The 13838-nt window shown below is 40.0% G+C and carries 13 protein-coding genes; 9 read left to right on the top strand and 4 right to left on the bottom strand.

Going from position 1 to position 13838, the window contains the following annotated elements; genetic code table 11:
• Nucleotides 1–47 precede the first annotated feature (47 nt).
• Nucleotides 48–383, bottom strand: a complete 336-nt coding sequence (locus ALW18_06840; protein ID AOE52252.1) for a hypothetical protein — start codon at nucleotides 381–383, stop codon at nucleotides 48–50.
• Between the two features lie 287 nt (nucleotides 384–670).
• Between ALW18_06840 and ALW18_06835 the strand changes: the two genes are divergently transcribed.
• The 6 genes from ALW18_06835 to ALW18_06810 all read left to right on the top strand — a co-directional run bounded on the left by ALW18_06835 (nucleotide 671) and on the right by ALW18_06810 (nucleotide 7454).
• Nucleotides 671–2659, top strand: a complete 1989-nt coding sequence (locus tag ALW18_06835; protein ID AOE52251.1) for a urocanate hydratase — start codon at nucleotides 671–673, stop codon at nucleotides 2657–2659.
• A 65-nt stretch (nucleotides 2660–2724) separates the two neighbouring features.
• Nucleotides 2725–3291: a hypothetical protein gene (locus ALW18_06830; GenBank protein AOE52250.1), complete on the top strand. Its 567-nt coding sequence runs from the start codon at nucleotides 2725–2727 to the stop codon at nucleotides 3289–3291.
• Nucleotides 3292–3588: 297 nt separating this feature from the next.
• Complete coding sequence (locus ALW18_06825) at nucleotides 3589–5349, top strand: phenylalanine 4-monooxygenase (GenBank protein ID AOE52249.1); 1761 nt, start codon at nucleotides 3589–3591, stop codon at nucleotides 5347–5349.
• Between the two features lie 163 nt (nucleotides 5350–5512).
• The gene (locus ALW18_06820; GenBank protein AOE52248.1) at nucleotides 5513–6535 is read left to right on the top strand and encodes a hypothetical protein; all 1023 of its coding nucleotides are present in this window, start codon (nucleotides 5513–5515) and stop codon (nucleotides 6533–6535) included.
• A gap of 6 nt (nucleotides 6536–6541) precedes the next feature.
• Complete coding sequence (locus ALW18_06815) at nucleotides 6542–7102, top strand: hypothetical protein (protein ID AOE52247.1); 561 nt, start codon at nucleotides 6542–6544, stop codon at nucleotides 7100–7102.
• A 19-nt stretch (nucleotides 7103–7121) separates the two neighbouring features.
• Entirely contained in the window at nucleotides 7122–7454 is a 333-nt protein-coding gene (locus ALW18_06810; GenBank protein AOE52246.1) for a hypothetical protein, read from the top strand.
• Here the strand turns inward: ALW18_06810 and ALW18_06805 are convergent.
• From ALW18_06805 to ALW18_06795, 3 genes are all read right to left on the bottom strand, one after another.
• Nucleotides 7451–8056: a hypothetical protein gene (locus ALW18_06805; protein ID AOE52245.1), complete on the bottom strand. Its 606-nt coding sequence runs from the start codon at nucleotides 8054–8056 to the stop codon at nucleotides 7451–7453. The genes ALW18_06810 and ALW18_06805 overlap by 4 nt on opposite strands.
• Before the next feature lie 58 nt (nucleotides 8057–8114).
• A complete protein-coding gene (locus ALW18_06800) occupies nucleotides 8115–9071 on the bottom strand; it encodes a GSCFA domain-containing protein (GenBank protein ID AOE52244.1) in 957 nt (318 codons plus the stop codon).
• An 81-nt stretch (nucleotides 9072–9152) separates the two neighbouring features.
• On the bottom strand, nucleotides 9153–11780 hold the full coding sequence (locus ALW18_06795) for an alanyl-tRNA synthetase (protein ID AOE52243.1): 2628 nt from the start codon (nucleotides 11778–11780) through the stop codon (nucleotides 9153–9155).
• Nucleotides 11781–11931: 151 nt separating this feature from the next.
• Between ALW18_06795 and ALW18_06790 the strand changes: the two genes are divergently transcribed.
• Genes ALW18_06790 through ALW18_06780 form a run of 3 tightly spaced genes read left to right on the top strand, consistent with a single transcriptional unit; the run spans nucleotide 11932 to nucleotide 13838 of the window.
• On the top strand, nucleotides 11932–12909 hold the full coding sequence (locus tag ALW18_06790) for a peptidase M23 (protein ID AOE52242.1): 978 nt from the start codon (nucleotides 11932–11934) through the stop codon (nucleotides 12907–12909).
• Entirely contained in the window at nucleotides 12909–13238 is a 330-nt protein-coding gene (locus ALW18_06785; protein AOE52241.1) for a transcriptional regulator, read from the top strand. The genes ALW18_06790 and ALW18_06785 overlap by 1 nt, the downstream gene beginning before the upstream one ends.
• Nucleotides 13239–13250: 12 nt before the next feature.
• Nucleotides 13251–13838 (top strand): LemA family protein, encoded by a 588-nt coding sequence (locus ALW18_06780; protein AOE52240.1) that lies wholly within the window; start codon nucleotides 13251–13253, stop codon nucleotides 13836–13838.

Here is a 13838-nt window from a genome sequence, read left to right as displayed (position 1 = left end):
CAAATATAAGTACTTAATACTAATAGCGCTGTGTTGTAAAGTTCGATTTACTTTGTGTTTAGGTATTTTAAAAAATGCCAGAAACGCCTCGTTTTTAAATAATTCTGATTGGCCTCATTACCATAGGCTTCCCGTTCAAAGCTTATATGGTAGTATGCCTTTTTCTTATCCTTAAATTTTAGCAGAAATATTAAATATTCAGCTATGTACCAAATGTAAAAAGGTAAAACAAGCATTTCCAGCTGTTGGCGCAAATGGATTCTCTCATGATTAATGAGCCGATGGTTTGTTTTCATCCTTTTATCGCGTAACAGGATAAAAGGAAACAATGCCATGCCGGTATATCCTTTCGGTATTAAATATTTAGACGCAATTAGTATCATTAAATGTAAAGTTCATAAATTTGCGCGTATGAGTGGGCAAAATTCTGAAAAAAAAATAATAGAAGGTGAAGATTATTACCTTACGCCGGAAGGCTATAAGGTGTTTACCGAAAAATTTCATTTAAAGCGTGGCTTCTGTTGTAAAAACGGATGCCGCCATTGCCCGTACGGATATGATAAAAAAACAGGAACATTTAAAAAGTAAACAGTGGGCGGTGATCAGCGGGCAGCAACGCCCTGTCTGAACACTGGATACTGAACACTGAACACTGAACACTATATAAAATATGACATTCCAACAACAAATACAGGAAGGTATCCCTTCTGTTTTACCACAGGTTAAGCCTTATGAAACGGATATTAACCATGCACCCAAGCGTAAAGAAATACTAACGGCGGAGGAGAAAAAGCTGGCTTTGCGAAATGCACTTCGCTACTTTGAGCCGGAGCATCATGCGGAACTAATAAAAGAGTTTTCGCATGAGCTTGAAACTTACGGGCGTATTTATATGTACCGTCTTCGTCCCGATTACAGGATGTATGCAAGGCCAATTGACGAATACCCCGGAAAATCGCAGCAGGCTAAGGCCATTATGCTGATGATTCAGAATAACCTTGACTATGCTGTGGCGCAGCACCCACATGAGCTTATTACATATGGTGGTAATGGGGCGGTATTTTCTAACTGGGCGCAGTACAGGCTTACCATGAAATACCTTAGTGAAATGACCGATGAGCAAACGCTTGTTATGTACTCCGGGCATCCCATTGGATTATTTCCTTCGCACAAAGAGGCGCCAAGGGTAGTGGTTACTAACGGTATGGTTATTCCTAATTATTCGAAACCTGATGATTGGGAAAAATTCAATGCACTTGGTGTATCGCAATACGGACAGATGACTGCAGGAAGCTACATGTACATTGGTCCGCAGGGTATTGTTCATGGTACTACAATCACCGTGCTTAACGGCGGAAGGAAAATCGCCAGGAACGGCGAAGGTCTTGAAGGAAAAGTATTTGTTACTTCAGGACTTGGAGGTATGAGCGGTGCCCAGCCAAAAGCAGGTAACATTGCAGGTTGTATTACGGTTTGTGCAGAGGTTAACCCTAAGGCAGTAAATACACGACATTCTCAGGGATGGGTAGATGAAGTTGTTACAGATATTGAGGCTCTTGTAAAACGGGTAGAATCGGCGAAAGCCAATAAAGAAGTGGTTTCTATTGCTTATCAGGGTAACGTAGTAGAGGTATGGGAAGCTTTTGATAAACAGGATATTTATATCGATCTGGGCAGCGACCAGACTTCGCTTCACAATCCGTGGGCTGGCGGTTATTATCCCGTTGGACTTTCATTAGAAGAGTCGAACAAAATGATGGCTGACAATCCTGAGCTTTTCAAGCAAAAAGTACATGAGTCGTTACGCAGGCAGGCAGATGCTATAAACAAACACACCGCTAAAGGAACCTATTTCTTTGATTACGGAAATGCTTTCCTTCTGGAGGCGTCACGCGCAGGAGCCGATGTTATGGCGGCTAATGGTGTCGATTTTAAATATCCTAGCTATGTGCAGGATATTATGGGGCCAATGTGTTTTGATTACGGATTTGGACCATTCCGTTGGGTATGTGCTTCGGGTAAACCGGAAGACTTAGCCAAAACAGATGCTATTGCGGCAAAAATATTGGAGGATATGGCTAAAACTGCACCTCATGAGATAAAACAACAGATGCAGGACAACATAAAATGGATTAAGGGGGCACAGGAGAACAAACTTGTAGTGGGTTCTCAGGCGCGTATATTATATGCAGATGCTCAGGGAAGGATAAACATTGCTGAAGCTTTCAACAAAGCGATAGCTAATGGAGAAATAGGACCTGTAGTATTAGGCCGTGACCACCATGATGTGTCCGGAACTGATTCACCGTACCGTGAAACATCTAATATTTATGACGGTTCCCGTTTTACAGCAGATATGGCCATTCATAATGTTATTGGGGATAGTTTCCGCGGGGCAACCTGGGTGAGTATTCATAACGGAGGTGGAGTTGGCTGGGGAGAAGTAATTAATGGCGGATTTGGTATGGTTCTTGATGGTTCTCCGGAAGCGTCAAGGCGTTTACAATCAATGCTTTTCTGGGATGTAAATAATGGAATTGCACGACGCAGCTGGGCCCGTAACGAAGAAGCTGTTTTTGCCATAAAAAGAGCTATGGAAGTAGAACCGCTGCTTAAGGTAACACTGCCTAATTTAGTAGACGACGCGTTGCTGGGCTGATAATTGCGAAAGTTAATCGTCAGCGCTTTTTACCACATTGCTATGAACCATTAACTTTTAAGATTATGAAGACTTTAAAATTGCTATCGCTACTGTTTATTATGGCTATTGCAGCCTCCTGCAGTTCTGTACGGGTTAATACGGATTATGATGATAACACCGATTTTAACCAATATAAAACCTATGGCTTTTTTGATAAGGCTATAGAAAAGGCTGAGATATCTGACCTTGATAAAAAAAGGATACTAGGTGCCATTGATGCAGAAATGCAGAAAAAGGGCTTTACCAAAAGCGATAAACCTGCATTGCTGATAAATATGTTTACCAAAGCCCACAAAGAAGTCGACGTAAACCAATGGGGCTACGGCGCCGGTTTTGGCTGGGGCTGGGGTTACGGCTGGGGAGGCTGGGGCGGACCCGGAATGTGGGGTGGTAATTACACATCTGTAAGCACCTCTACCGAAGGGACACTTTTTATAGACCTGATAGATGCTAATAAAAAAGAATTGGTTTGGCAGGGAATAGGTTCGGGTGTGCTAACACTGGACCGCGATAAGAAACAAGCCCGTATAAACGAATTTGTTGCAGAGATCATGAAACAATTTCCGCCGGAGAAAAAAGCAAAGAAATAATATACTGAACCGAAGCCTTTAAAGCTTCGGTTTTTTTATTGTCAGAAAATTTTTCAGGAGTTGTATACTAAAATAGCAAGTACTTAAGTTATATATGTACTGTTTTAATCAATTGTTATTTCAATTATTACTTTGTTTCTGTTAGCCACGGTCTAAAGCCGTGGCTTTGCTTTTGTAAGTGTTGCTTTATATTTAACAAGCGGCAGGATTTTAGAGTATTTAAAATATAAATTTTACAGTTTAATAATATTATGTGAGAAATTCGTAAATTTACCATGTAAATAACGTTTGTACGATATGAATGCACCTATTGAGAGCAACCCGCTTATAGACAGATTGCCAAAGCACTTAAAGCAATTTATAAAACCACAGGATTACAACGACTATACGCCTATAAACCAGGCGGTATGGCGCTATGTAATGCGTAAAAATGTAGATTATCTTAGCAGGGTAGCACACAGTTCTTATCTTGAAGGGCTTAAAAAAACAGGTATCGAGGTAGATAATATCCCGAGCATGTATGGTATGAACAGGATATTGCAGGAAATAGGCTGGGCTGCTGTAGCGGTAGACGGTTTTATTCCGCCAAATGCATTCATGGAGTTCCAGGCATATAACGTATTGGTTATAGCCTCAGATATCCGTCAGCTTGAGCACATCGAATACACGCCTGCACCGGATATTATCCACGAAGGGGCAGGGCATGCGCCGATAATTGCCAATCCGGAATATGCAGAATATTTAAGACGTTTCGGTGAAATTGGCTGTAAGGCTATTTCGTCGGCAAGAGATTATGAAATTTATGAAGCTATCAGGCTTCTATCGATATTAAAAGAAGCAGAAGGCACACCTCAGGATGAAATTGATGCGATTGAAAAACGTGTTGACGAATTACAGAACGATGTTGCCGAACCTTCGGAAATGGCACTTATACGTAACCTGCATTGGTGGACGGTAGAGTACGGCCTTATAGGGACTGTTGAAGACCCTAAAATATATGGTGCAGGATTGCTTTCATCAATTGGAGAAAGCGCTTGGTGTATGACCGACAACGTTAAGAAAGTACCTTACGACATTGAAGCCGCTTACCAGGGTTTTGATATTACAAAGCCACAGCCGCAGCTTTTTGTAACGCCAGACTTTGCCCATCTTAGCCTTGTACTGGAAGAATTCGCTAATAAAATGGCGCTTCGTACAGGCGGACTTAGAAGTGTTGAGAAACTGATAAAGTCTAAAGCGTTGGGTACTGTAGAACTTAGTACAGGTATACAGATATCGGGTGTATTTACTAATGTTATTGAGAGCGAAGGCAAACCTGTCTATTTACAGACTACAGGTCAGACTGCATTATCGTATAGAGAAAAAGAACTTGTAGGGCATGGCACATCATACCATGCAGAAGGTTTTGGTAGCCCGATTGGTAAGCTTAAAGGTATTAACCTTTCGGTTGAAGATATGAGTCCGCGCGATTTAATGGCGTACGATATTTACGAAGGTAAACGCGTAACACTAGAATTTGAAGGCGATATTACCGTAAGTGGTGAGATCATCACCGGTACAAGAAACATTCAGGGTAAAATTATCCTTATCAGCTTTAAAGACTGTACGGTTACCCATAACGAGACTGTATTGTTCCAACCGGAATGGGGGATTTATGATATGGCTGTAGGTAAAAAAGTAGTTTCTGCTTTTTCGGGCCCGGCCGATGTTAATAGTTTTGATATGATTACGCATGTGCCATCAAGCAAAACCATTAAAGCGGTTAAATCTGTTGAAAGGGAAGATCTTGAAGATTTATACAGAAATGTAAGGAACATTCGTGAAGTTAAAGAGGCTAATCAAAACCTTGAAGAAATTTTTACATTACTTAAAGAAAAACATGGTAACGACTGGCTGCTTTCTGTTGAAATAGCTGAGCTTGCCCATAAAAATAACAACCAGGAATTATTACAGCAGGTTATGCTGCACCTGGATGCCGTAAAGGCAAACCGCCCGGAGGTTGCACACCTTATTGAAGGCGGACTTGAACTTATTTTTGAAAAAGAGAGAGTGAATTAATTTTTTAGGCTTCAAGTTTTAAATAAATGTTAATTAGGGTAATTCTTACATGCTTTAACTCTAAATTTATTTAAAATTTGAAGCCTTACTTATGTATGAAATAAGGGAATTTTTAGCTCTCGACATTCCTATCCAATTTCTTTTCTTTCTCATGCTGTTTAGCATGGGGATCGCCATTTTTCATACGGCTATATTTTCCCTTTTATATAACGTTAACCTTAAGCCGAAATGGATTTTCTTTGCTTTAAATCCGTTGGTGTTGTTAGTGTCGTATTTTATCCTTCCCGCACTAATGGCAGCCGCGTTTGGGCTTATGGTAGCGTCTGTTTTCTTATTGGGTATAATTGGTATGATACGCTCCGCCATAAAAGGAGATCCCGAAACCAAACAATACTACATTACCCCGAAACCGAAAAAACCGCTGTGGAAAAGAATTCTGATTGCGGTATGGGTAATTGTTTTTTGCGTTGTATTTGTCGCTTCTGGGCCATATGCTTTTCTTATAATTTTTGCGATAGCATTTTTTGGAGGCATAATGCCAAGTTCTAAAAACAGGTTTAAAAAATACCAGGCTACATTGCCGACATCAAAGATAAGGTCGCTCGCTATGGGACTTGTAGAAGTTGAAGGAAAGATTACCACCAACCAGCCGGTAATTGCCCGTATAGAGAAAAAAGAATGTATAGGGTACAAATATGTTGTAGAAAGTATATCGAGGGATGATGATGGCAGGGAAAGCTATTCGCAAATTTCTGCCGAGACGGTATGCAATCCTTTTTTTATAACAGATGAAACCGGAACCATAGAAGTAAACCCTGAAAAAATTGAATTCATATGGATAGAAGTTGATTCGCGCCATTCAGCCGGAGGTAGAAGGTATTCGCAATTTCTACTCAGGCAAAACGATCATGTGCTTATAATAGGCAAGGCGTCGTTGAGAGGCAACACGCCAATTATAGAACATGAAAATATTAAAAATGTCTTCGGAATAGCACCGCTCGACAAAGTAACGGAGTACAATACCTATAAGCCAATTCTTAATTCATTTGCCTTCTTCTCGGGAGTTTTGGGGATAATGGTCGCCATATTACTTGTTTCTCCTATGGAGATAAAAGATGGTGAAGTGGTTATGCACTTGAGTGCTGCCATCTTTGATTGGAACAGTTTTTTTAATTTTTTAAACTAAAAAAGTATGAATCAGATATTAGCATTAGTAATAGTTATACTTATTGTAATAGGACTTATAAGCGTAATTGTTTCGGCATATAATAAGCTTGTTATGCTTAAGTTTAATGTTGGCAAAGCATTCGCCAATATAGATGTACTGCTTAAGCAGCGTGCCGATGAAGTACCTAATCTTATTAAGGTGGTTAAAGAGTACAGTAGCTACGAAGCAGGACTACTCGAAAAGCTTACGGAAGTTCGGACACGTTTTCTAAATACTAAAGATGAAAATAAGAAGGTGGAGTTATCTAACGAAATGGATAAGGCTATGCGAACTGTTTTTGCCGTGTCGGAAAACTATCCCGATTTAAAAGCTGCTCAAAGCTTTACACAGTTACAGACAAGGGTTTCCGAACTTGAAAATGCAATTTCCGACAGGCGTGAATTTTTCAACGAAAGTGTTACTATGTATAATATTGGCATTACAGAGTTTCCCCCGGTAATTCTTGCGAAACTAATGGGGTATAAAGAAAAGTCGCTGCTGGAGATATCAGAACAGGAAAAACAATACAATGGAGTTCAGTTTTAAATTATATGACTTTCTTCAGATGCTTGAAGAAAATCCGCAATACATGGTAATTTGGGGAGCATTTGGCGTGCCTGCACTCATGTTGGTGTTAGCCTTGCCTTTTGTTATAATGAGCAAGATAGGTTTTAAAAAAGCGTCGCAAGCCATTGCAAATGTGGTTTATCTAACGCTTTTTGCAACATGGATACTGGGTTTTATCACCATGATGATAATGATGTTTACCGAAGTAAGCGGTATACGTATGTTCATGGTTTGGAGCTTGATGTTTATTACGTATCTGGCCTTTGTCCTATTTAACTATAATGGCTTAATGAAGGGAGTAGGCAACCTCTCCAAGAAGAAAGCACCTTAAAGCTTCAGTTCTTCATTCGTGGTAATAATATCGCCGTTATACTGCAGTTTCCATCCCATTGTGTTTGTTAGGATGAGTATTTTAGATAGCTCGCTTACAAGGCGGTTCTGTGCATTTGTTTTAAGTGTAGATTTCTCAATTTTCTTAGCCAGGTTCTTTTTTACCGTTGCATTTATTTTGTTGTAGTCTTCGCCGGTAAACTCATTAAAGCCATTCTGTTTCACATCATAAAACTTAAGGTCGGGATTAATTTTAATCTCTTCTTTTGGGATGTTTTTTATCGTGATAACCTTATTTGCCTCATCAATATCATATTCAATCTTGCTTAAATCGTAGCTTACGGTTACATCAGCATTTACAATTACCAAAGCTTTCTTTTCAACAGATATCATATCCAGAAAATATTTCTGCTGATCTTTATATGTAAGCACTTCCGAGAAATGGCCTTCGGTAACTACAAGTTTGCCGACATTGCGTATCTGTTCCTGTATAAGGGCTGTTTCCTCAATTTGAGTAGTGTTATCTTTTTTAAATTCGCAGTAGCGGAAAGCGAGTACTATAAGCACTATGCAGGCAATAACGATGATGATCTTGCGTACCATTTTTATTTTAAATGTAAGGAGAATTTGTAAGAGGGTATGTTATAATTGCTATAAATAATCAGAAGCTAATGTGAGGATGCTGCTTTTTCAGTGCTGCAATCCTATCATCCAGTTTTGCTAAAAATTGTTTATGCTGGGTTGTATCGGGGTTAAAAGGTCGGTGAGCTAATCCTTTCCGGATACTATCTGCAAGCTTCATGGTTTCCTGTGTCTGTGGAGTGGTATAAGCGCCTGTAAAGCGCTCCCATATATAATCGACAGCGGTAACCGACGGATGTATCATATCTTCGGCATAGAAGCGGTAATCGCGTAATTCATCCATCATAATTTCGTATGAAGGGAAATAGGCAATGTTTAGTTTCAGGCTGTCAGTTTTCAGTACCTGGTGTAACGCACTTATAAGATTTGCTTTGCTCCACTGGTTTTCGGTAAAACCATCTTTGATGTGGCGTACTGGTGATACAGTAAATATGATGTGAACATTAGGATTGACTTCCTGTATTTGTGTGATAATGCTGTCCAGGCTTTGGTTTATAGTGTCAACTGAGAGCAACTCTTTTGTAAATTCTTTTTGAGGTACTTTGTGGCAGTTGGCAACAAGGTTCCCTGTTGTAATGTAACGGTATACCCAGGCCGTACCAAGGGTAATGATAAGATGCGTTGCTTCTTTTATTGTGGCATTCGCCGAAGAGCATGCTGCATTAAGATTATCTAGTAACGCAGCCTTATTAATATGGCTGAGATCAGAATGTGCATCAAAGCAATGCCATAGTCCATTTTGTTCAAAAGTATCAGCTTCGGTAAATTGCTTATTGTTTAAAGCATAGCTTATAAACTTTTCCAGCGCCAGCGGATGAAACAATATCCCAAAAGGATTGGTCGTATTTTTAAATTTAAAGTAATCAAACTTTTGCCCAATATTCACAGCAAAGCACGATCCTAATGACACAATTTTAGAGTTGTAATCAATCGGATTATTGCTTGGGATAACAGGTATTTGAGTTGAGAACTGCATGTTGTTTTTATTATACTGTAAATTTAAAAAAACAAAACCCCAAAAGCAAAGCAGTTGGGGTTTTGTATAATTTTCATTAATTTATTTTATGAAATTTTCTGCTGCTGCTAATGCATCATTAATACCCGCAGCATTTTTACCGCCGGCAGTAGCAAAGAAAGGCTGTCCTCCGCCGCCGCCCTGGATAAATTTACCCAGTTCGCGTACTACCTGTCCTGCATTAAGGCCTTTATTGGCTACAAGTTCTTTAGAGATGTAGCAGGTAAGCATTGGCTTGCCTTCATCGGCAGTAGCCAGTACAAGGAATAAGTTAGTGCCTAAAGTTCCCAGTTCGTAAGCAAGATCTTTAGCGCCTGTGGCGTCAAGGTCTACCTGTTTTGCAAGAAACTGAACGCCGTTTATTTCTTTAAGCTCTGTTGCAAGTTCGCCTTTAAGGTTTTTTGCCTTATCGCGAAGCAGTGCTTCAAGCTGCTTTTTAAGTTTTGTGTTTTCGTCCTGAAGCGATACTACAGCCTTAAGCGTATCCTGTGGATTTTTAAGTGCAGCATTAATTTCTTCAAGTTCTTTTTCCTGTGTGGCAAAGTAAGCTTTAACAGCTTCATTGGTTATTGCTTCTATCCTGCGGATACCGGCAGCAACCGCACCTTCGCTTACAATTTTAAAGTACCATATATCGGCAGTGTTCCTTACGTGTATACCACCGCAAAGCTCCATGCTTTCGCCAAATTTAATGGCGCGTACATTATCGCCATATTTTTCACCAAAAAGTGCCATTGCACCTTCTTCAACTGCTTGTTTAAACGGAATGTTCCTGCGCTCAATAAGCGGAAGGTGTTCCTGTATTCTTGCGTTTACAAAATCTTCTACCTGTTTCAATTCCTCATCGGTAACTTTTGCAAAATGCGAAAAGTCAAAACGAAGATAGCCAGGGCTTACCAACGATCCTTTTTGTTCAACGTGCGTGCCTAGTATAGTGCGCAACGCCTGGTGAAGGAGGTGGGTAGCCGAGTGGTTACTTGCAGAATCACTTCTTAGCTTCTCATTAACCTTTGCAATAAAAGTACCGTTTACGTTTTCAGGAAGCTTTTTAGCAATGTGCAGTATAAGGTTGTTTTCTTTTTTAGTGTCAAGTACTTCGATAGTTTCGTTTGCCGCTACCAAAGATCCTTTGTCACCTACCTGTCCTCCGCCTTCCGGATAGAAAGGAGTATTGTCTAAAACGATCTGATATAAAACACCATCTTTTTTAGAATCTACTTTACGGTAACGGGTAATTTTCACTTCGTTCTCTGCCTGATCATAACCAACAAAGGTTTCAATATTGCCTTCTGCTAAAAGAACCCAGTCGTCTGTCGCTACTTCAGAAGCGGCACGCGAACGGTCTTTTTGTTTTTTAAGCTCAGCATCAAAATCGGCTTTGTTATATTCAAGGCCTTTTTCTTTAAGGATAAGCGCTGTTAAGTCTTCAGGGAAACCGAAAGTATCATATAGTTCAAATACTTTACTGCCTGAAACTTCTTTACCATCTGTTTGTGTAATAACGTTGTCAAGCAGTTGTAATCCCTGATCCAGTGTTCTTAAGAAAGAAGCTTCTTCTTCCCTGACTACATTGGTAACCAATGACTGCTGCGACTTGATCTCCGGGAAGAATTCGCCCATTTGCGTAGCCAGCACAGCTACAAGCTCATTAATGAATGGCTCTTTTTTGTCAAGGAAGGTAAATCCGTAACGGATAGCCCTTCTTAATATCCTGCGTATTACATATCCTGCACCACCGTTAGATGGCAGCTGACCATCGGCAATAGCAAAAGCTACAGCACGGACGTGGTCGGCAATAACACGAATAGCAATATTGGTTTTCTCTTCAGCGTCGTTTGCTGCTTTAATAGTGTATTTGGCCCCTGTAAGAATTTCAATTTTCTCGATAAGCGGAGTGAAAACATCTGTGTCGTAGTTAGATGTAACATTTTGCAACACCATACAAAGACGCTCAAAGCCCATACCTGTATCAACATGCTGAGCAGGCAGTTTTTCAAGTGAACCATCAGCTTTACGGTTAAATTCCATAAATACGTTGTTCCATATCTCAACAACCTGTGGGTGATCGTTATTTACAAGTGATTTACCCGATATAAGTGCTTTCTCTTCAGCAGAACGGATGTCTACGTGAATTTCAGAACATGGTCCGCACGGACCCTGGTCGCCCATTTCCCAGAAGTTGTCTTTCTTGTTGCCAAGAATAATACGGTCTTCGTCAATAAGACCTTTCCAGATATCATAAGCTTCCTGATCGAATGGTACATTCTCTTCAGGGCTTCCTTCAAAAACACTCACATACAGAATGTCTTTTGGTATTTTATATACTTCAGTTAAAAGTTCCCACGCCCAGTTAATGGCTTCTTTTTTAAAGTAATCACCAAAGCTCCAGTTACCAAGCATTTCAAACATGGTATGGTGATAGGTATCAAAACCTACATCTTCCAAATCGTTGTGCTTACCAGATACGCGAAGGCATTTCTGGGTGTCGGCAATACGCTTGCTCTTCGGTGTGCCGTTGCCAAGGAAGAATTCCTTAAACTGGGCCATACCCGAGTTGTTGAACATAAGCGTAGGGTCGTCTTTAGTAACAATAGGTGCAGAAGGCACGATTAGGTGGCCTTTTTCCTTGAAAAAATCTAAGAACTGTTTCCTGATATCCTGGGATTTCATATATGGGCTGAAATTTTATTTATCGTTTATTTAAAAGGGCGTAACCGAAAAAAGTAGCGGTAAAACCGTAACATTTATTACATTTGTTCGTTTATCAGTTATGCACCTTTATAGAAAATCTGTAAGGTGCAAAAATAGAATAATTTAGAACATGGCGAAGGTAAAATATTATTACGACGCAGAAAACTTAGCATACAGGATATTAAAGCCCAAAGCCGGCAGAAGCATTGGCTATATTGTGCTTTTTCTGGTGGCATCGGCACTGTTTGGTTTCCTGTGTTTTGTTGCCCTGCTTAACACGCCGTTTTTTGAGACACCAAAAGACAGGCTTCAGGCAAGGGAAATTGAAAACATGAAAATACGCTACGAAATACTAAACCGTAAAATGGATCAGGTAGACGAAGTGCTTGGCGATATAGAAACCCGCGATAACAATTTATACCGCACTTATTTTAATGCCACGGCAATTCCCGAAGAACAACGTAGGGCAGGCTTTGGTGGGGTTAACCGATACAAGGAAATGGAAGGGTATAACAATTCAGATCTTGTAATTGGTACTACCAAACGTCTTGATGTACTTTCTAAAGAGCTGGTGATCCAATCCAAGTCGCTTGATGAAATTGCTAAACTGGCAAAAGATAAAGAAAAGCTGCTAACTGCTATTCCCGCTATTCAGCCGGTTAAAAATGAAGACCTGCGTCAAATGGCATCGGGTTTTGGGTATAGAAGCGACCCTTTTACCAAAATACGTAAGTTTCATGCAGGGATGGATTTCTCTGCCCGTACAGGGACACCAATTTATGCTACCGGTGATGGTGTAGTTACCGTTGCCGATAATAAATCTTCGGGCTATGGTAACCACATTGTAATCCGTCATGGTTTTGGATATGAAACCTTGTATGGACACATGAGTAAATACAAAGCTAAAGCCGGGCAAAAGGTAAAAAGGGGAGACGTTATTGGTTATGTAGGCAGTACAGGCCGAAGTGAGGCACCCCACCTGCATTACGAAGTGCATAAAAATGGAGAAGTGGTTAACCCGCTTAACTTCTATTACGGAAACATTTCTGCGAAAGAATTCATTTTAATTTCTAAATTAGCTAACCAGGAAAACCAATCGCTTGACTAATGCATTTAGACCTTCCCGAAAAAAGATATTACAGTATAGGCGAACTCGCCAAAGCGTTTAATGTAAATGCATCGCTCATCCGTTTTTGGGATAAGGAGTTTGATGTGCTTAAGCCAAAGAAAAACGCTAAGGGTAACCGTATGTTTACGCCCGAAGATGTTACAAACCTTCAGCTTATCTACCACCTCGTTAAAGAGCGTGGTTTTACGTTGGATGGTGCAAAAGTGCACCTTAAAGAAGGACAGAAAAAAACTTTAGATAAGTTTGAAATTATCCGTAAATTAGAGACTATAAAAACCAATTTAATAAATCTTAAAAACGAACTTTAAAACAGAACGCAAATGAAAAAATGGATTATCCCAGTGGTTATTGTTGTGATACTTGCAATTTGGGCAATATCATCATATAATGGACTTGTAGGTGTAAGGGCAGAAGCGAGAACGGCGTGGTCTAATGTTGAAAGTAGCTACCAAAGACGAAATGACCTTATTGGAAATTTGGTTAAAACAGTTCAGGGAGCAGCAGATTTTGAAAAAAGTACACTAACGGCTGTTATAGAAGCAAGAGCAAAAGCTACTTCTGTAACAATAGATCCTTCTAATATTACTCCGGATCAGATGGCACAGTTCCAACAGGCGCAGGAAGGTGTTTCGGGTGCATTATCAAGATTATTGGTAAATGTAGAGCGTTACCCCGACCTTAAAGCTAATTCTAACTTTTTGGCACTTCAATCTCAGATAGAAGGTACAGAGAACAGGATTAATGTTGCACGTGACAGATACAACGCCGCAGCAAGTACTTATGAAGTAAAAACGGAAAGATTTCCAAGTTCAATTTTTGCAGGACTTTTTGGTTTCGAAAAAATGCCAAGGTTTAAAGCAGAAGCTGGCGCAGAGAAAGCACCGGATGTAAATTTTGATTTTAAATAA

The sequence above is a fragment of the Flavobacterium psychrophilum genome (genome assembly GCA_001708385.1).
Taxonomy (GTDB): Bacteria; Bacteroidota; Bacteroidia; order Flavobacteriales; family Flavobacteriaceae; genus Flavobacterium; species Flavobacterium psychrophilum_A.
Note: the sequence above shows the minus strand (reverse complement) of the source record. Positions and strands in the feature narration are given on the sequence as shown.